Origin of the sequence: Thermovenabulum sp. (genome assembly GCF_049723235.1) — a bacterium.
GTDB lineage: Bacteria > Bacillota > Thermosediminibacteria > Thermosediminibacterales > Thermosediminibacteraceae > Thermovenabulum.
In genome coordinates, this window is the sequence record NZ_JBNARB010000017.1 from 14,977 (window position 1) to 31,637 (window position 16,661).

The following is a 16,661-nucleotide window of genomic DNA, read 5'->3' on the forward strand; positions in this document are numbered from 1 at the left end:
GGGATAGATATGCTTGGGGTACTGGGAGTAAACCCTGAGCTGAATATAAGGCTCAGGGAAAAGATGGTTTTAGTGGAAAAGCGCGTGGACAAAAAACTGGAAGATTTAAGGGAAATCTGCCGGGAAAACATCATTTTGAATACCTGCAACAGGACAGAAGTATATTTCGTTTACGATGAGGAAGAAACGAAGGACGAAATATTAAAAATCCTGGGGTGGGAAGATTTCAAGGATTACGCCTTTTTTTACAAGGATGAAAAAGCGGCAAAACACCTTTTTGAGGTGGCCTGCGGCTTTGATTCACTGATACTGGGAGAAGAACAAATACTTGGTCAGGTGAAAAGGTCCTTAGAGAGGGGAAGGAATTTAAAGAGCGCGGGACCCGTATTAAACAGGCTTTTTTTACAGGCCATTACCTGCGGCAAAGAGTTCAGGACTAAAGCAAAGCTCTACGAAGTGCCCGTTTCCGTAGCATCCATAGTATCGAAGGAGATAGAAAAAAGGGGAAAAAAGAGGATACTTATCCTCGGTTACGGTGAAATAGGAAGGCTCTGTGCAAAATACCTTTGTTCGAAACATTCCTTAGAGAAGGTTTACATAGCAGTAAGGGACCTTTGCAAGGGGGAAAACCTTGGGCCTAAGGTATTGTTCGTAGAATTTTCTTTCTGGAGGGATTACCTTAAAGAAGTGGAGGTATTGATATCTTGCACTTCATCTCCCCATATCGTGGTAAAGAAGGAAGATGTGGAGGGAAAAAAGCTTTTAATTTTCGACCTGGCGGTTCCCCGGGATGTGGAGGAAGGGGCATTGGGTGTTGAAGGGCATTACAACATAGACGAAGTTTCGAGGATGAACGAGGAGAATTTGGAAGAAAGAAGAACCCTCATGGAAAATAACAGAGCAGTATTAGAAAAACATGTGAAGGAGTTTACGGAATGGTACAGGCTCAGGGAGATTACTCCGTTAATAGAAAATATAAAAAACTTTGCTGAAAGGGTTTACAAACCTCGGTTCGAACGGTTTAAAAATAAATACCGCATAGACGATGTGAGGACCGCTGAACTGCTTTTCAAGAGCACTGCGGATGCCTTCGCAGAAAACGCCATCAGGGTTTTGAAGGAAGAATTTTTGGAGGGCAGGGGTGAAGAATGCATGAGGTTAATAGCGAAGATATTCCCGGGATGAAATTCCTTGGCATTTCATTAATAGCCTGCAAGATAAGGGTTGGCATAATAGGAGGCGGAAAGGCTGCCTTTATAAAGGCCCTTTCCATTGCCGGTCGGGATTCTGAAGTAGAGGTGCTTTCCCCTAATTTTTTCAAAGGGTTTTACGGGTTAAAAAATGAAAATGTGAAACTAATAACAGGGGAGTACGAAACGGGTTTTATAAAGGATAAGCACCTGGTGATTATTGCGGTAACGGGAGAAGATGAAGAGAGAATTATAAAGGACTGCGAAAAGGCAAATAAACTTTACTTGGTTTGCAGCGACTTTAGAAAGGGCAATTTCATTAAGCCCTTTCAGGATAATACCAAAAATATATTTTTTACAGTGAATACAAGAGGCAACCCTATGGGAGCGGTATTCTTAGGCGAAAAGGTAAGGGAGGTTTTGAAGGGTTACGACGATTTTATGGATTTTATTATCAAAGTAAGAGAAAAATTTAGGGGCAGAAGGATTAAAAAAGAACTTATGAAATATGTAAACAGTGAGGAATTTTACCGTATATTCAAATCGGGAAGGCATGAAGAAGTTATAAAGGGGTTTTTAAAAGATGAGGGTAATAAGGGTGGCAACGAGGAAGAGCAATTTAGCGCTGATACAGACCGATGAAATAATAGGGCTTATAGAAAAAAAACTGAAGGTGAAGTGCGAAAAAAAATTGTTTTCAACAAAGGGAGACGAGGTTTTGGATACATCCTTGGAAAAAATAGGAGGAAAGGGACTTTTCATAAAAGAGCTGGAAAAGGCCCTTCTTTTAAAAGAAGCAGACATTGCGGTGAACAGCATGAAGGATGTGCCTACTTTATTGGAAGAACCTTTTGAAATTTGCGCGGTCCCGGTACGGGAAGACCCGCGGGACGTATTTATTTCTTTCAACAGAAAAAACTTTTACGCCCAGAAAAAGGGTGCAAGGATAGGGACGAGCAGCGTCAGGAGGGGCAAGCAACTTCTTCTCCTCAGAAAGGATTTGAACATCGTTCCCATCAGGGGCAATGTGGAGACAAGGCTGGAAAAGCTGAAGAGTGAGGATCTGGACGGCATTGTGCTTGCTGCTGCCGGAATTAAAAGGCTCGGGCTGGAGGAATACATAACCGGTTATTTTGAATTGGATGAAATGATTCCCGCTTGCGGACAGGGGGCCATTGCGGTGGAAGCATTGAGGGGCAGTGAAATAGCAGCATTGATTAAAGGCTTGGACAATGAAGAAGTTCGAATTTGTATTGAAGCAGAAAGAACTATTATGAGGATATTAAACGGCGGATGTCATACCCCCGTTGCGGCTCATGCCCGGATTGAGGGGGAATGGATAAAAATATGGGGGGTAAACCAGGTGGGGGATACCCTGGTTAAATTGCAGGTCAAAGGGAAAAAGGAAGATTACCTTAACTTATCCTGTAAACTTGCTATGAAATTACTGGAGGGGTAAGATGGGCAAGGTTTATCTTATCGGAGCTGGGCCCTACGATGAGGAGCTCCTTACTTTAAAGGCGGTAAGGGCTTTGGGAAAGTGCGATGTGGCGATATACGACAGGCTCGTAAATAAAAATATCCTCAATTACCTGAAAGAGGGCTGCAAAGTTTTTTACTGCGGTAAGGAGAGCGGGTGCCACTATAAAACCCAGGAAGAAATAAACCGGATGCTGGTCAGCTTTGCCAGGGAAGGTTACACCGTGGGAAGGGTTAAAGGAGGGGACCCCTTTGTATTCGGGAGGGGCGGGGAGGAAGCGCTTTACCTTCGGCAAAACGGGATAGACTTCGAAGTTATACCCGGAATTACATCAGCGGTGGCGGTACCGTGCTACGGCGGTATTCCGGTTACCCACAGGAGCGTATCCCGCAGCTTTCACGTGTTTACCGGAAAAACCAAAGATGAATGGGATTACGATTGGGAGGTAATTTCAAAACTCAATGGGACTTTGATTTTTTTAATGGGGATGGAAAATCTGGAAGGGATAGTTAAAAATTTGCTGGAACGCGGAATGAATAAAGAAAAACCGTGCGCGGTCATATCCAACGGTGCATCCTCTAAGCAAAGGGTTGTGACCGGTAGATTGCTCGATATCCGGGAAAGGGTAAAAAAAATGGGAATAAAACCCCCTGCGGTGGTGGTGATCGGTGAGGTGGTGAAACTAAGGGAAAACCTCAACTGGTATGAGGAAAAGCCCCTTTTCGGGAAAAAGATATGCATCACCCGGCCGCGAAAGAAAGCTTTAGAATTTAAGGAAAGACTTTACGACCTTGGTGCCGATGTGGTGGAGGTAAACTCAATAAAAATAAAGGATACGAGCGAAAATTTGGGAGAGGTTATTAAGCTGCTTGAAGATTTTGATTATATAATTTTTACCAGCGCTAACGGTGTTAGTATCTTTTTTGATTATCTTAGGAAAGTGAAGTACGACCTCAGGAGGATAAAGGCGGGTTTTGCCGTGATCGGAGAAAAGACGAAGGAAGCACTGGAAGAAAGGGGCATAATTCCCGACATCGTCCCCGGGGAGTATGTCGCCGAATCCCTGTATGAAGCATTGAAACCTCATTTGCATCCCGGACAAAAAATCCTGCTGCCCCGGGCGAAAAATTCCAGGAGCTTTTTAAAGGATGCCCTTTCAAAAACGGGAGCGGAGGTTTTCGAGGTAGAAATTTACGAGGCCGTGCCCGGTGAAGACTTTCGGGATGATATTCTGGATGCGGACTATTTTACCTTTGCCAGCCCTTCTGCGGTGAAGAGTTTCGTGGAAATGTACGGTTCGAATATTTTAAAGGGGAAAAAAGTGGTGGCAATAGGTCCGGTAACGGCGGCGGAGCTTGAAAAATACGGAGTTGACGCGGTGAAGGCCGACAAATATACCGCCGGTGGGATTGTAGAAAAAATACTCACAATGGAGGAAAATCATGTTTGCAAGGACGAGAAGGCTAAGACAAAATGAGGCGATAAGGACCTTAGTTCGAGAAACGCGAGTATCAAAGGAGGACCTGATTTATCCCGTTTTCGTGGTGGACGGGAAGGATAAAAAAGAAGAAATACCGTCCATGCCGGGAGTTTACAGGTACTCCATCGACCGGCTGGAAGAAATACTGGAAAGGGTGGAAAAGGCGGGCATAAAGGGAATAATGCTTTTTGGCATACCCTCTTATAAGGACGAATGCGCGTCCTCAGCCTACGATGACGAAGGGGTGGTCCAGAGGGCATTAAGGAGGATAAAGGAGATTTCGAAGGTTTACTGCATCACCGATGTATGCCTTTGCCAGTATACAAGTCACGGGCATTGCGGAATAATCAGGGATGGTGCTGTGGACAACGATGCAACCTTAGAATATATTGCAAAAGTTGCCCTTTCTCACGTAAGGGCGGGGGCGGATATGGTGGCTCCTTCGGATATGATGGATGGAAGGGTTGCGAGGATAAGGGCGGTGCTGGATGAAAAAGGTTTTTATTATACCCCCATTATGGCTTACAGCGCAAAATACGCCTCCTGCTTTTACGGGCCCTTCAGGGAGGCGGCTCATTCCGCCCCCCGGTTTAAAGATCGGAAAACCTATCAGATGGACCCCGCTAATATCAGGGAGGCCCTGCGGGAAATAGAAAGCGATATAAACGAAGGTGCGGACATCGTCATGGTGAAGCCAGCATTGGCCTACCTTGACGTTATAAGGTGGGCAAAGGACAAATTTAACGTACCCGTTGCCGCTTACAACGTGAGCGGGGAGTATTCCATGATAAAAGCCGCATCGAGAATGGGCTGGCTTGATGAAAAAAAGGCTATTTTTGAGGTGCTCACATCCATAAAGCGAGCGGGAGCGGATATAATAATCACCTACTTTGCGCTGGAAGAAATGTGAACCGCACATTAATAAAAAACGAGGAGGAATTTAATTATGAAAAAAGTTTTCCCTCTTTTAGTAATTTTTTTGCTTGCACCGGGGGTAGCGTACGCGATGCACATTGCCGAAGGTTTTTTGCCGCTTGGCTGGTGCTTGTTTTACTTCGTGCTGGTTGTCCCCTTTATCGCTGCGGGAATGAAAAAAATAACATCCCTTTACGGGCAGGATACGAAAAACAAAATGCTTATAGCGGTATGCGGAGCTTACATTTTTTTACTTTCAGCTTTAAAACTCCCTTCCGTGACGGGATCGTGTTCCCATCCCACAGGGTGCGGGCTTTCGGCAATATTATTCGGGCCTTTAGTAACTTCAGTCTTATCTTTAATTGTGCTGCTGTTTCAGGCTCTGCTTTTGGCCCACGGCGGGTTGTCCACCTTGGGGGCAAATACCTTTTCTATGGGTATTGCGGGGCCCTTTGTAGCCTATGTTATTTACTCAATCCTCAAAAGGAAAAACCTTAAAATAGCCGTGTTTTTGGCCGCTGGACTGGGAGATTTATTCACCTATGTAGTTACTTCTCTGCAGCTTTCGCTGGCTTTTCCGTCAAATAGCGGAATATTTTCATCTGCGGTTAAATTTTTGTCCATTTTTTCCATTACCCAGATACCCTTAGCCATTACCGAGGGGTTATTTACCGTGGTACTTTTTGACTATTTGGCGAAAAATTATCCTGAGATAAAAAAACTGGGGGAATTTAGGATATGAAAAAAAATATTCTATTAATCGCATTGGCTTTTGCCATCATAATTTTTTCCCTTTACATGGGATCTCAAAGGGGAGATCTGGGAGGTGCAGACGAAAAAATCGAAGAAGTGATAAAAGAAATATCCCCTGATTATCAACCGGCTTTCAAAAACATTTTCGAACCTCCTTCGGGAGAGATTGAGAGCTTGCTTTTTGCTCTTCAGGCATCGATAGGAGCTTTTGTCATAGGATATTTTGTGGGAAAGGTGAAAAATGATTAAAGAGGTAATTTTGTATTCCACCTCGAGCAGGGGTAGGCTTGTAAACCCCCTCGAAAAACTTATATTTGTCCTTACAGCCGTGATATCATCAAATTATTTTAATGCACCGCTGCCTTTCGCGATAAATTTTACGGTTTTTTTGTTCCTCCACCTATATTTTAAAACTCCATTTAATAAGGTAATGAAACTTCTTTGTGAAATTGCCGGCTTTTATTTTGCGTCTTCCCTTGTTTTTCTTGCGGATAAAAATATAAAGGGCTTTCTAATCGCAAATGCAAAGGGTGTTGTGAACTCTTCAGCTCTCACCTTTTTAATTTTTACAACTCCGGTAGATGATTTTCTATATTTGATGTCCAGGACGATTTTTTTAAAAGAAATAGCCGATTTAGCAAAGACTATGGAATGCTTTATACTGCTTCTTGAGGACGAACTTAGCCTGATGATACTATCTGCAAAAGCAAGAGGAGGCTTCGATGGATTTTTGAACGGCATAAGAAGCTGTGCAAAAATTGCTGCACTTTTATTGATAGATGTTTTAAAACGGTGGAAAAGCATCGATGAAGCGATTTCAAGCAGGTGCTTTTCGGGCAAAATCCCCTACTCAAAAAGGGAATTTAACCGTTCCGGGAAAAGGATTATCCTTATTTGCCTTTTTGCGATCCTGGAGGTCATTTTAGCAGTAAAATTTTAAAAAGGGGTGTCTCAGATGCAAAACCATGTAATTTACCATGAGTCAAAAAAGTACATGCCCGGCGGTGTAAACAGTCCCGTGCGGGCATTTACCGGCTTAAATATTGCTCCTCCTGCCCTTGTAAGGGGAGAAGGTGCTTATGTTTACGACGTAGAAGGTAAAAGGTATGTGGATTACGTAGGGGCATGGGGGCCGATGATCCTCGGTCACTGCGATGAAGATGTGGTAAAGGCTATAGAAGATACGGCCAATTCTTCAATAGCTTTCGGTGCTGTAACGGAATTGGAGTTGAGATTTGCAAAAATTTTATGCGACACTACAGGGATTGACATGATAAGATTTGTGAATTCGGGAACGGAAGCTACCATGAGTGCCGTCAGGCTCGCAAGGGGTTTTACAAGAAGGGATAAGGTGGTAAAATTTTCAGGGTGTTATCACGGGCACTACGACGCTTTTCTCGTTGCCGCCGGTTCTGGGATAATGACGCAGGGTATCGCAGGAAGTGCGGGAGTGCCCGAGGATCATGTGAAAAATACTATAATTTGCGAATACAATGATATAGAAAAAATTTACTATGTTTTCAGCAAATTCGGCGAGCAGATTGCCTGTGTGATTGTGGAGCCCATAGCCGGGAATATGGGCGTTGTTCCTGCAAAAAGGGAGTTTTTGGCGGAATTGAGAAGATTGTGCGATTTATACGGCAGCCTTCTAATTTTCGATGAAGTGATTACAGGATTCAGGGTTGCTTATAAAGGCGCGCGAGAAATATACGGCATAGAGCCGGACATTGTAACCTACGGAAAAATAATCGGTGGAGGATTGCCCTGCGGTGCATACGGTGGAAAAAGAGATATTATGAGTTTGCTATCGCCCATAGGGCCCGTTTACCAGGCGGGCACCATGTCGGGGAATCCAGTTATAATGGCTGCCGGTTATGCAACAGTAAAAAAAATTTATGATAATAGGGATAAGTTTTATTCATATCTTGAATCCTTGGGACAAAAACTGGAAAACGGCCTTAAAAAGGCATTTTCGGAAAAAGGAATAAAAGTTGTGATTAACAGGGTTGGTTCAATGTTTACTATCTTTTTTAATGATAATGACAAAGTTGAGAATTACGAGCAGGTAAAAGAAAGCAATGTTAATATTTACAGACATTTTGCAGAACAAATGATATTAAAAGGAAATTATATTTCTCCATCCCAGTTTGAAGCCCTGTTTTTATCAATTAAACATACGGATTATGAAGTTGAAAAATTTATTGAGGATGTTTATCAAATTTTTTAATTTGGAGGGTTAAAAAATGGCTGGGAAAGGTCTTATTCTTTTATACACAGGAAATGGAAAGGGAAAGACGACGGCAGCCCTGGGGCTTGCATTGAGAGCTGCAGGGCACGGTCAGAAAATCTTTATGATACAGTTTATGAAGGGAAATCCTAATTACGGAGAGATTCAAGCATCCAAATTAATCCCCAATTTCACCGTAGTGCAAAAGGGCAGGGATGCCTTTGTAAAAAAAGGCAATCCGGAGCCTGTAGATTTGGAGCTTGCTAAAGAAGCCATAGATCTTGCTAAAGATATTTTACAGAAAGGAGAACACGATTTGGTGATCCTTGATGAAATAAATGTGGCCATTGATTTCGGGTTATTAAAAGAAGAAGATGTGGTGGATCTAATAAAATTTAAAAAGCCAAGTACTACTTTGGTCTTAACGGGAAGGTATGCATCGGAGAAATTAATTTCCATAGCGGATATGGTAAGCGAGGTAGAAGAGATAAAACATCATTATAAAAAGGGCATACCGGCACAAGCGGGTATCGAATTTTGAAATTTTAAAGACTTCAGTAAGTTTATAAGCTAAAAAAGAAACTTTCGATGTTACAATACTTTCTTATTGATTGACGTTGACAAAGATCTTATGTGTATTATAATACACATAAGGAGGTGTATAATATGAGGACGAATATTATTATCGACGAAAATTTAATTAAAGAAGCATTAAAAATTTCAGGATTAAAAACTAAAAAAGAAGTGGTCAACTTGGCTTTAAAAGAATTTGTTGAAAATCGTAAAAGGAAGAACTTAATGGATTTAAAAGGCAGAATAGAGTTCGATGAAAATTATGATTACAAAAAAATGAGGGAAGAAAAATGATATTGGTAGATACATCGGTTTTAATATCGTTTCTAAAAGGTGTGAATAAAGAGCAGGTTAGAAAATTTGAAGAAGTAATTCAAAAAAATATACCTTTTGGAATAAATTACTTTATTTATCAGGAACTATTGCAGGGAGCAAAAAATGAAAAAGAGTTTGCTCTAATTAAAAACTATTTTAGCACTCAGAAATTTTATGACCTGAAATATGGCGCAAGGTCTTATGAAAATGCTGCAAAATTGTATATAAAATGCAGAAAAAAAGGAATAACTATTCGAAGTACCATTGATTTACTCATAGCGGAAACCGCTATAGAAAATGATTTATACTTGCTGCATGATGACAATGACTTCTCCCTAATAGCAAAAGTTGATGAAAGATTGAAGGAGTATTAAGCTTAGAGGCAGAGCCTTATCCTTTATACAAATTGGATTCCGTGGTTGAAAGATCATGCTAAAACTCCTTGGACTTGAACCGATGATTTACATGAAGATGCTCTTTGAGAGAGGGGACGGGGCAACTTTTTATTAGGCCGGAGTATCAAAAGAGATAATGGGCAAAAACTATTTCACAACGTCCACCTGACGATCCCGCTGGAGTAAAGGAGGCAAAAAGTGCAGCAGAAGCTTTCAGACTAATTGCCGAAAAAAAGCATTTTTCATATCAAGAGGAGATGAAGACAAATCCGGAATATGTAAGGCAAAATAACCCAAATGCTGCTAAGATGATTAATGTAGAGGGTGCAAAGGCCTTTGTAGAATTTATGGTGAGTCCCGAGACTCAAAAAGTGATAGGTGAATTTGGTAAAGAAAAACTCGGTCAATCGCTTTTTGTTCCTGATGCTGGCAAGAGAAATTAAACTTTCAATAACAAGATTGACAAAAAGCAAACAATATCATATAATTTAGTCAAAAGCACGTGTCAAGAAGATACGAGAACATGACCATGAAGGTCTACGGCGGATGAATCCGTCAGGGCTTCATGGTTTTTTATTTTAATATCGGGAGGTTATCTCAAATGCCATCGAAAAATTATCATCTTACTGCTTCCGGTTTGCTGATCGCCATTGGTATCCTTTTACCCGTAGCTTTTCACTCATTTAAGTTAGGAGGACAGATTTTTTTGCCCATGCACCTGCCGGTGTTCATGGCTGGTTTTATGTTGCCCTGGAAATTTGCCGGGGCCGTAGGATTAATTACCCCATTCCTCAGCTTCCTATTTACTTCCATGCCTCCGGTACCGGCAGTTTTTAGTATGATGGCAGAACTTTTTACATACGGGTTTGTTACGTCTATAGTTTATAATAAACACAGACTGGGAATCTATTCATCTTTGATAGCATCAATGCTTGCCGGGAGATTTGTATCTATTGTAAGCAACTGGATTATAACTGAATTTATAATAGGAAAAACCTTTAACTTTGTAAAATTTACATACGGGCTTTTTGTGGTAGCGCTACCGGGAATAGCAATTCAATTAATTCTGATACCGATTCTTGTAAAGTTGATTGTAATTCGGCAGCAGAAACGGGAAAGCGAGTAAAATTAAAGAAGGTGATAAAATTGGCATTGACTCAGAAAGAATTTTTTAATAATTTGGCTTTGGAATGGGACGATAAGGTAAAACACGATCCTTTCAAATTGAGGGAAATAATAAATTTAGTTAATTTTTCAGAAGGTGCTGCTGTTTTGGATGTGGGATGCGGCACCGGAGTGTTGGTCCCTTATATTAATGAAAAGATAGGGAAATCCGGGCGTATAGTGGGTCTTGATATTGCAGAAAAAATGATCCAGAGAGCTCGTGAAAAATTTTCAGAGAAAGATTTTCCGAATGTAAATTTTGTCGTAGGAGACATTATGGATTATAATTTTTCCGATTCTTTTGACTTTATTATATGTTATTCGTCTTTTCCTCATTTCCCTGAAAAGCTGCAGAGCATTGTAAAAATGGCTTCACTGTTAAAACCAAAAGGCAAGCTAATAATTTGCCATTCTGAAAGCAGGGAAAAGATAAACAACCTGCACAGGTCTTTAGATAAACCCGTATGTTCGGACATACTGCCCACCGGGCAAGAAGTTGCAGACTATATGCGTTCTGCTGGATTAGAAGTAGAGATTGTGATTGATGATGACGATAAATACGTGGTTATTGGTATTCGTGCAGCGTTATAGGATTTAAACCCCTATTGCCTGTAGTATCCTTTTCTGAGAAAATATATTTATAAGTATTGCGGATAAAAGGGGGAAAAATTTTGCTATACATAAGAAATACCTCCAACGATCCTTATTTTAATATGGCTTTAGAAGAATATGTGATAAAGAATATTGATCCTGCAAAGGAGTATTTCATATTGTGGCAGAACCGGCCAACAGTAGTAATCGGTAAAAATCAGAACGCAATCGAAGAAGTTAACCTGGAATACGTAAAAGAAAACAACATAGCTGTGGTGAGAAGGCTTTCGGGAGGCGGTGCGGTTTACCACGACTTAGGGAATGTAAATTTTACCTATGTGGTAGACTACAGGCCGGAATTTTTCAACAGTATTGAAAGATTTGCCCGGGCGGTGGTAAAAGCTTTAGAAAAACTGGGAATAAAAGCAGAATTTACCGGTAGAAACGATATAACCATCGAAGGAAGAAAGATATCAGGGAATGCCCAGTATCTTTACAAAAAAAGACTTTTACACCACGGGACGCTTCTTTTTGATTCCGATTTAACGAGGCTTTCTTCTGCACTAAATGTCAAGCCTCAAAAGATTGCTTCTAAAGGTGTAAAATCCGTCAAAAGCAGGGTGGCAAATATAAAAGAATATCTCAAAGAAGATATAGGGGTGGAAGAATTTAAGGAATTGCTTTTAAAGTATATTTTTGAAGTAGAGGGGCGGGCTTTAATAGAATACAATTTGACAAAAGAAGATATAGAAAATATAAACCGCTTAAGGGATGAAAAATACGCCACCTGGGAGTGGAATTTTGGAACATCTCCGGAATTTGACCTGGTAAAATCCGAGCGTTTTGATGGTGGGGAGTTAGAGGCAAGGATAAATGTAAAGGATGGGCGCATCACCGAACTAAAATTTTACGGTGACTTTTTGAGCATGAGGGATGTTTCTGAAGTTGAAGAAAAATTAAAGGGCCTCCGGTACAAGGAAGAAGACGTAAGGGAAGCCCTGAACGGTTTGAATTTAAAAGAGTATTTTGGCGGTATAACATTGGATGAAATATTAAAGGTTATTTTTTAATATTTTATACAAAAATATTCGCCGAGAGGCCCCTTTTTATTTATTATATTTTTTATTTCCCTTGTGGGAATTGGGAAAGTCACAAAGCCGTATGCGTAAGGCGCCAGTTCGTACAATTGAAAATATATCACTAAGGTTCTATTTTCTATATAAAAATCCTGATCGGGTTTAATTGACTTAAAATCTACTATTACCGGGATGTTTCTTTCCTTTATTTGCCTTTTTATTATATTTGATAAAGGTGTAATATAATCCACATTTTCTTTAAATAAATCTTTTAATTGATACACCTTACCGTTTTTTACATCAAAGGTCAAAGATTTTAATATGGTTATACCATGGGCGCCACCTGCAAACCAGTACATCTCAATGGATATGCTTAAAATACATCTTTCATTGGTTCTAATATGATATCTTCCTGTAACTTCAGTCATAGGGTTTTCGTAATAGCCGGTCTGTTCTATTAATTTATTGACACTACTTAATATAACTGAATTAATATAATGCTTAACGTTTTCATTTTTTATTCCGTTAACCTCCGGATATTCCACATCCAATCTTTCTTTTTTTATATAACGGGTTTTAATGGTTACTGGACCTTGATAGGAGGTCATTATTTCTCACTCCTTAAACTATTTAATATTTATTTATTGTAATATAATTTATTCAAAAAAGAGTTTTGGGGTTAATGGTAGAAGAACCTAATAAGAAAGTCTTCGGGGCAAGGTGAGAAGGCGGATTGCCTTCAATTCCTGACCGGCGGTGATAGGTTAAAAGCCTTAAGCCCGCGAGCCGCAAGGCAGATCCGGTGAGATTCCGGAGCCGACGGTATAGTCCGGATGGGAGGAGACCGGTTTTATTTTTATCTCGGAAAAGTACCCCCGAAGTCGGGGGTATTTTTTTGCAATTATTTTTAATAACCTAAGAATAATATTATTGAAAATTAGCTTTCTTAATAAAGTGAAGTTGAAAAAGGATTTATGCATATGATAATACACCTTAGGAGGTGTATATATGAGGACAAATATTATTATAGATGAAAATCTTATTAAAGAGGCGTTAGAAATTTCAGGATTGAAAACAAAAAAAGAAGTAGTAAATATGGCATTAAAAGAATTTGTTGAAAATCGTAAGAGGAAGAATCTGATGGATTTAAAGGGGAAAATACAATTTGATGAAAATTACGATTATAAAAAATGAGGTTTTCAGCACACAGAAATTTTATGACCTAAAATATGGTTTGAAATCTTATGAAAATGCTGCAAAATTGTATTTTAAATGTAGAAAAAAGGGAATCACAATTCGAAGCACTATTGATTTATTAATAGCGGAAACAGCTATAGAAAATGATTTGTATTTATTGCATGATGATAATGATTTCTCTCTGATAGCAAAAGTTGATGAAAGATTGAAGGAGTATTAGATAGATTCTTAAAAATAATCCTTTTGTATGATGTTGACATTTATAAGAAGAAAAATAATAGGGCTTCCAATTTATAGGAGATATAAAGGAAGCCCTTTACTTTTAATTTTTAATGTCTTCACCGTATTTAGCCACAACCTTTGTAGATATACCTCCTCTTGCAAGGAAATCACCGGTGATTTCCATGTACTTTGGCTTTAGTAGATTTACCAAATCATCCAATATCCTGTTTACTGCATGTTCTTGAAGTATTCCGATGTTTCTGTAAGAAGTAAGGTAGTATTTTAAAGACTTTAGTTCCACCAACTTTTCATTAGGGATATACTTAATCGTTAGTTTAGCATTGTCGGGTAGACCGGTCCACGGACAAACCGAAGAAAATTCCTCGGTATAGTATTCAACAACTGTATCTCTTCCGGGGTATTCGTAATCAATTGCTTCCAATACCCCGGTATCTATTTTTTCATATCCGTAAATATCAAATCTTCTTTCGGCATATTTATCCATCTATTTTCAAACCTCCTTTTTTAAAAACAATTAAAAGTATGAGATAACCTGCGGTCATTAGAATTGTTTCGGCAAATAAAACACCGGTAAAGGTTTGAACAAAAGGAAAATTTGCTGCTATTTTTAAAGTGATGGCGACACTTGTGGAAATCCATATACCGATAAAAATTGAACCTAAAAATTTGTTAGAATATTTACCGATATAATACCCGAGAAGGCAACCTATTAGGTTGCTTAAAGGCATGAAAATAAGTTCCATGGGACCGGCAAAGGGACTGAAAAGGTTGGAAAGGAAGTTTCCTATCATCATTGATAGCACAAATTTTTTTTGAAAGGTGGATATGGGTTTGATTAGTTCACCTATGCGAAATTGTGCCGGAAGATAGGAAAACGATGAAAAGGTTACGGTAAGAACCGCATAAAGACAGGCAACCACGGAAATTTGGACAATGTCTTCTATTCTTTTTGACATATAGATACCTCCTTGTTTTTTTTAACCGGGGTGGCTGCGACCCGGGCAAGCTTTGCTTGCTTTTTTCATTATAATAGTTTTAAGTTTGATTGACAATAATAAAACCTGCTATATAAAAAACAGAAATGCTAAAGTAAACAATATTAAAGCAGAAAAATTATATAGTGAAAATTTAATAAGATATTTTCTTTTCTGGTCTTTATATTCATTAGTGTAGATTTTATAGGATATTACGCTGGCGAGGGAAGCTATTAACGTCCCCATTCCTCCAATATCTACTCCTAAAAGAAGTTCTCTGTAATTGGTGGTAAACCCTGATAAGAAAATAGCGCAGGGTACATTGCTTATAAATTGGCTTAGAGTAATTGAAGCCAGAAAGGTAGATCTGGGTTTATCGAGAATTTTAGAAACCACAATTTTTATATACTCAAAATGAGAAAGATTGCCTATAAAAATAAAAAAGAACACAAAGGTAAAAAGCAATATGTAGTCAACCCTCTTAAAAAGTTTTTTATCAAAAATAAAGGTGACAAATAGGGTAATTATAAAAGCCGAAAGGTAGCTTATAAAGTTGAAAATAGATAACAAAATTACTGCGAAAAGCCCTGTAAAAATCAGGGCACTTTTTTTGTCTTCAATCTTAACCTCTTCAATGTGAAATATTATTTTCTTGTTAGGGATTATCCAATTAAAAAGAATTAAAAAAATGAATCCGGAAAATGCAAAAGGAAACATTATTTTAAAAAATTCGGCCGTCTTAATATTATATTTCGAATATAAAAATAAGTTTTGTGGATTTCCCATGGGTGTAAGGCTGCTTCCTATATTTGCAGCGAGGGTCTGAAAAATTACGATTTCTGCAGGATCGACCTTTGTCTTTTTTGCAATTATTAAGCTTAAAGGTACAAAAGTAATAAGGGCCACATCGTTAGTTACAAGCATCGAAAAAAGAAAAGTAATAAGCATCAGCATTAAAGAAACAGTTCTTTCGGTATTGCATCTGTCCAAAATATTAATTGAAATCATCTCCAAAATTTTTAATTTTTTAAAAGCTTCAACTACAACCATTAAATTAAATAAAGAAAGTAATACTTTAAAATCAATGTATTCTATTTTTGGTGGAGAGATAAAACATGAAAGTAAAGCAAGAAAAAATGATGCGATGAATACCGCATCTTCTTTTACTTTATTTTTTAGCTGATTTATCAAAGGTTATCCTCCTTATTTATAAGATTTTTTTCATAGTAAATAACAATGTAATTATATAAGATAAAAGATAAATTTTCTATTGCCTAAAAGCTATCAATCTAATCTATAAATTTTTTATAGCTATTTTTTATTAAAAAAAATGAATTAAAAGAAGGAATTTTAAAAAAAAGAGAGAATATTATATTTAAAATGATTGTATCCCGCATCCCGAATCCCATATAATGAGGTGATACTTTGGAAAAAACTATGGAATTGGAGTTTTCCCATCTAAAACCTATAAGAGATTTGATATATGAACATATTCGGAAAATGATATTCAGCGGAGAATTAAAAGAAGGAGAAAGGCTTGTAGAAAAAGATTTAGCCGAAAAGCTGAAAGTAAGCAGAACTCCGGTTAGAGAAGCTTTAAGAAAATTGGAAACCGAGGGCCTGGTCGTTCATCTTCCGAGAAAAGGCGTGGTGGTAAAAGGATTCAGCAAAGAGGACGTAATAGAGATATATTCGATAAGAAAGTCCTTAGAGGCCCTTGCCATATCGTTTACTGTCCAAAATATTACCGAAAAAGAGATTGAAAAACTTAAAAATTTAAATGAAAAAATGAAAGAAGTTGCGAAAGAAGAGGATGCGGAAAAACTTTTTGAGCTTTTAAGGGAGTTTAATAAAGTGCTGATAGAATCTTGCAGGATGCCAAGGTTAATTAGTTTAATAAATACTTATAGAGAGTACTTAGAACGCTTCAGGGTAGTTACAATGTCGAAGAAGGAGAGAAAACTTTTAGCACTTAAAGAACATGATGAAATAATAGATGCGATTATAAAAAGGGATGCAAAACGAGCCCAGTCTCTTGTTCAAGAGCATTTACAGGGGGCGTTGGAAGCTTTTTTGGCTAATTTTTAA

General features: G+C 38.6%; 22 protein-coding genes, 1 pseudogene and 1 riboswitch. Of the genes and pseudogenes, 19 read left to right on the forward strand and 4 right to left on the reverse strand.

All coding sequences use genetic code 11. From position 1 onward, the window contains the following. The first annotated feature begins 9 nt into the window (after positions 1-9). From hemA to ACPLOV_RS08850, 16 genes are all read left to right on the forward strand, one after another. Positions 10-1,185 (forward strand): glutamyl-tRNA reductase, encoded by a 1,176-nt coding sequence (gene hemA / locus ACPLOV_RS08775; protein ID WP_424911037.1) that lies wholly within the window; start codon positions 10-12, stop codon positions 1,183-1,185. Continuing rightward, positions 1,149-1,832, forward strand: a complete 684-nt coding sequence (locus ACPLOV_RS08780; RefSeq protein WP_424909582.1) for an NAD(P)-dependent oxidoreductase — start codon at positions 1,149-1,151, stop codon at positions 1,830-1,832. Before hemA ends, ACPLOV_RS08780 begins: the two co-directional genes overlap by 37 nt. Beyond that, a complete protein-coding gene (gene hemC, locus ACPLOV_RS08785; RefSeq protein ID WP_424911038.1) occupies positions 1,774-2,649 on the forward strand; it encodes a hydroxymethylbilane synthase in 876 nt (291 codons plus the stop codon). Before ACPLOV_RS08780 ends, hemC begins: the two co-directional genes overlap by 59 nt. 1 nt (position 2,650) lies before the next feature. Beyond that, positions 2,651-4,147, forward strand: a complete 1,497-nt coding sequence (cobA, locus tag ACPLOV_RS08790) for a uroporphyrinogen-III C-methyltransferase (protein ID WP_424911039.1) — start codon at positions 2,651-2,653, stop codon at positions 4,145-4,147. Then, complete coding sequence (gene hemB, locus ACPLOV_RS08795; RefSeq protein ID WP_424911040.1) at positions 4,113-5,060, forward strand: porphobilinogen synthase; 948 nt, start codon at positions 4,113-4,115, stop codon at positions 5,058-5,060. Before cobA ends, hemB begins: the two co-directional genes overlap by 35 nt. 36 nt (positions 5,061-5,096) lie before the next feature. Further along, positions 5,097-5,807, forward strand: a complete 711-nt coding sequence (locus tag ACPLOV_RS08800; RefSeq protein WP_424909812.1) for an energy-coupling factor ABC transporter permease — start codon at positions 5,097-5,099, stop codon at positions 5,805-5,807. Further along, a complete protein-coding gene (locus ACPLOV_RS08805; protein ID WP_424909811.1) occupies positions 5,804-6,067 on the forward strand; it encodes an energy-coupling factor ABC transporter substrate-binding protein in 264 nt (87 codons plus the stop codon). Before ACPLOV_RS08800 ends, ACPLOV_RS08805 begins: the two co-directional genes overlap by 4 nt. Further along, positions 6,060-6,758: a CbiQ family ECF transporter T component gene (locus ACPLOV_RS08810; protein ID WP_424911041.1), complete on the forward strand. Its 699-nt coding sequence runs from the start codon at positions 6,060-6,062 to the stop codon at positions 6,756-6,758. Before ACPLOV_RS08805 ends, ACPLOV_RS08810 begins: the two co-directional genes overlap by 8 nt. A gap of 15 nt (positions 6,759-6,773) precedes the next feature. Next, positions 6,774-8,045, forward strand: coding sequence for a glutamate-1-semialdehyde 2,1-aminomutase (gene hemL, locus ACPLOV_RS08815; protein WP_424909809.1), 1,272 nt, complete (start codon positions 6,774-6,776; stop codon positions 8,043-8,045). 16 nt (positions 8,046-8,061) lie between these two features. Further along, positions 8,062-8,586: a cob(I)yrinic acid a,c-diamide adenosyltransferase gene (cobO, locus tag ACPLOV_RS08820; protein WP_424909808.1), complete on the forward strand. Its 525-nt coding sequence runs from the start codon at positions 8,062-8,064 to the stop codon at positions 8,584-8,586. A gap of 125 nt (positions 8,587-8,711) precedes the next feature. Further along, positions 8,712-8,912 carry a type II toxin-antitoxin system VapB family antitoxin gene (locus tag ACPLOV_RS08825; protein ID WP_068747980.1) on the forward strand — a complete coding sequence of 67 codons (201 nt, stop codon included), beginning with the start codon at positions 8,712-8,714 and terminating at the stop codon, positions 8,910-8,912. Next, positions 8,909-9,307 carry a type II toxin-antitoxin system VapC family toxin gene (gene vapC / locus ACPLOV_RS08830; RefSeq protein ID WP_424909807.1) on the forward strand — a complete coding sequence of 133 codons (399 nt, stop codon included), beginning with the start codon at positions 8,909-8,911 and terminating at the stop codon, positions 9,305-9,307. The genes ACPLOV_RS08825 and vapC overlap by 4 nt, the downstream gene beginning before the upstream one ends. Positions 9,308-9,585: 278 nt before the next feature. Further along, positions 9,586-9,771: a hypothetical protein gene (locus tag ACPLOV_RS08835; protein WP_424909806.1), complete on the forward strand. Its 186-nt coding sequence runs from the start codon at positions 9,586-9,588 to the stop codon at positions 9,769-9,771. Positions 9,772-9,929: 158 nt separating this feature from the next. After that, a complete protein-coding gene (locus ACPLOV_RS08840; RefSeq protein WP_424911042.1) occupies positions 9,930-10,454 on the forward strand; it encodes an ECF transporter S component in 525 nt (174 codons plus the stop codon). Between the two features lie 20 nt (positions 10,455-10,474). Continuing rightward, a complete protein-coding gene (locus ACPLOV_RS08845; RefSeq protein ID WP_424911043.1) occupies positions 10,475-11,083 on the forward strand; it encodes a class I SAM-dependent methyltransferase in 609 nt (202 codons plus the stop codon). Between the two features lie 80 nt (positions 11,084-11,163). Then, positions 11,164-12,153 carry a lipoate--protein ligase gene (locus tag ACPLOV_RS08850; protein WP_424911044.1) on the forward strand — a complete coding sequence of 330 codons (990 nt, stop codon included), beginning with the start codon at positions 11,164-11,166 and terminating at the stop codon, positions 12,151-12,153. On the opposite strand, the gene ACPLOV_RS08855 is transcribed toward ACPLOV_RS08850, so the two are convergent. After that, positions 12,150-12,767, reverse strand: a complete 618-nt coding sequence (locus tag ACPLOV_RS08855; RefSeq protein WP_424910040.1) for a DUF3298 domain-containing protein — start codon at positions 12,765-12,767, stop codon at positions 12,150-12,152. The two genes, ACPLOV_RS08850 and ACPLOV_RS08855, sit on opposite strands and share 4 nt — an antisense overlap. A 94-nt stretch (positions 12,768-12,861) precedes the next feature. Continuing rightward, positions 12,862-13,008, forward strand: a riboswitch (FMN riboswitch). 159 nt (positions 13,009-13,167) lie between these two features. On the opposite strand from ACPLOV_RS08855, the gene ACPLOV_RS08860 reads away from it, so the two are divergent. Both ACPLOV_RS08860 and ACPLOV_RS08865 read left to right on the forward strand, forming a co-directional pair. After that, positions 13,168-13,353 carry a type II toxin-antitoxin system VapB family antitoxin gene (locus tag ACPLOV_RS08860; RefSeq protein WP_424909424.1) on the forward strand — a complete coding sequence of 62 codons (186 nt, stop codon included), beginning with the start codon at positions 13,168-13,170 and terminating at the stop codon, positions 13,351-13,353. A gap of 4 nt (positions 13,354-13,357) precedes the next feature. Then, positions 13,358-13,576, forward strand: a pseudogene (locus tag ACPLOV_RS08865) (type II toxin-antitoxin system VapC family toxin); the annotation flags it as partial. A gap of 102 nt (positions 13,577-13,678) precedes the next feature. On the opposite strand, the gene queF reads toward ACPLOV_RS08865, so the two are convergent. The 3 genes from queF to ACPLOV_RS08880 form a co-directional block, all read right to left on the reverse strand. Continuing rightward, positions 13,679-14,083, reverse strand: a complete 405-nt coding sequence (gene queF, locus ACPLOV_RS08870) for a preQ(1) synthase (protein ID WP_424909423.1) — start codon at positions 14,081-14,083, stop codon at positions 13,679-13,681. After that, the gene (locus ACPLOV_RS08875; RefSeq protein WP_424909422.1) at positions 14,076-14,555 is read right to left on the reverse strand and encodes a QueT transporter family protein; all 480 of its coding nucleotides are present in this window, start codon (positions 14,553-14,555) and stop codon (positions 14,076-14,078) included. Before ACPLOV_RS08875 ends, queF begins: the two co-directional genes overlap by 8 nt. A gap of 108 nt (positions 14,556-14,663) precedes the next feature. Then, complete coding sequence (locus ACPLOV_RS08880; protein ID WP_424911045.1) at positions 14,664-15,764, reverse strand: SLC13 family permease; 1,101 nt, start codon at positions 15,762-15,764, stop codon at positions 14,664-14,666. A gap of 234 nt (positions 15,765-15,998) precedes the next feature. Between ACPLOV_RS08880 and ACPLOV_RS08885 the strand changes: the two genes are divergently transcribed. Continuing rightward, on the forward strand, positions 15,999-16,661 hold the full coding sequence (locus ACPLOV_RS08885) for a GntR family transcriptional regulator (RefSeq protein ID WP_424909420.1): 663 nt from the start codon (positions 15,999-16,001) through the stop codon (positions 16,659-16,661).

What these genes read in the sequence shown, in the direction of transcription:
- ACPLOV_RS08875 (WP_424909422.1), bottom strand. Translation starts at nt 14,555, where the DNA reads ATGTCAAAAAGAATAGAAGACATTGTCCAAATTTCCGTGGTTGCCTGT.
- ACPLOV_RS08855 (WP_424910040.1), bottom strand. Translation starts at nt 12,767, where the DNA reads ATGACCTCCTATCAAGGTCCAGTAACCATTAAAACCCGTTATATAAAA.
- hemA (WP_424911037.1), top strand. Translation starts at nt 10, where the DNA reads ATGCTTGGGGTACTGGGAGTAAACCCTGAGCTGAATATAAGGCTCAGG.
- vapC (WP_424909807.1), top strand. Translation starts at nt 8,909, where the DNA reads ATGATATTGGTAGATACATCGGTTTTAATATCGTTTCTAAAAGGTGTG.
- ACPLOV_RS08860 (WP_424909424.1), top strand. Translation starts at nt 13,168, where the DNA reads ATGAGGACAAATATTATTATAGATGAAAATCTTATTAAAGAGGCGTTA.
- ACPLOV_RS08805 (WP_424909811.1), top strand. Translation starts at nt 5,804, where the DNA reads ATGAAAAAAAATATTCTATTAATCGCATTGGCTTTTGCCATCATAATT.
- queF (WP_424909423.1), bottom strand. Translation starts at nt 14,083, where the DNA reads ATGGATAAATATGCCGAAAGAAGATTTGATATTTACGGATATGAAAAA.
- cobA (WP_424911039.1), top strand. Translation starts at nt 2,651, where the DNA reads ATGGGCAAGGTTTATCTTATCGGAGCTGGGCCCTACGATGAGGAGCTC.
- ACPLOV_RS08800 (WP_424909812.1), top strand. Translation starts at nt 5,097, where the DNA reads ATGAAAAAAGTTTTCCCTCTTTTAGTAATTTTTTTGCTTGCACCGGGG.
- ACPLOV_RS08835 (WP_424909806.1), top strand. Translation starts at nt 9,586, where the DNA reads ATGAAGACAAATCCGGAATATGTAAGGCAAAATAACCCAAATGCTGCT.
- ACPLOV_RS08840 (WP_424911042.1), top strand. Translation starts at nt 9,930, where the DNA reads ATGCCATCGAAAAATTATCATCTTACTGCTTCCGGTTTGCTGATCGCC.
- ACPLOV_RS08780 (WP_424909582.1), top strand. Translation starts at nt 1,149, where the DNA reads ATGCATGAGGTTAATAGCGAAGATATTCCCGGGATGAAATTCCTTGGC.
- ACPLOV_RS08810 (WP_424911041.1), top strand. Translation starts at nt 6,060, where the DNA reads ATGATTAAAGAGGTAATTTTGTATTCCACCTCGAGCAGGGGTAGGCTT.
- hemL (WP_424909809.1), top strand. Translation starts at nt 6,774, where the DNA reads ATGCAAAACCATGTAATTTACCATGAGTCAAAAAAGTACATGCCCGGC.
- ACPLOV_RS08825 (WP_068747980.1), top strand. Translation starts at nt 8,712, where the DNA reads ATGAGGACGAATATTATTATCGACGAAAATTTAATTAAAGAAGCATTA.
- hemB (WP_424911040.1), top strand. Translation starts at nt 4,113, where the DNA reads ATGTTTGCAAGGACGAGAAGGCTAAGACAAAATGAGGCGATAAGGACC.
- hemC (WP_424911038.1), top strand. Translation starts at nt 1,774, where the DNA reads ATGAGGGTAATAAGGGTGGCAACGAGGAAGAGCAATTTAGCGCTGATA.
- cobO (WP_424909808.1), top strand. Translation starts at nt 8,062, where the DNA reads ATGGCTGGGAAAGGTCTTATTCTTTTATACACAGGAAATGGAAAGGGA.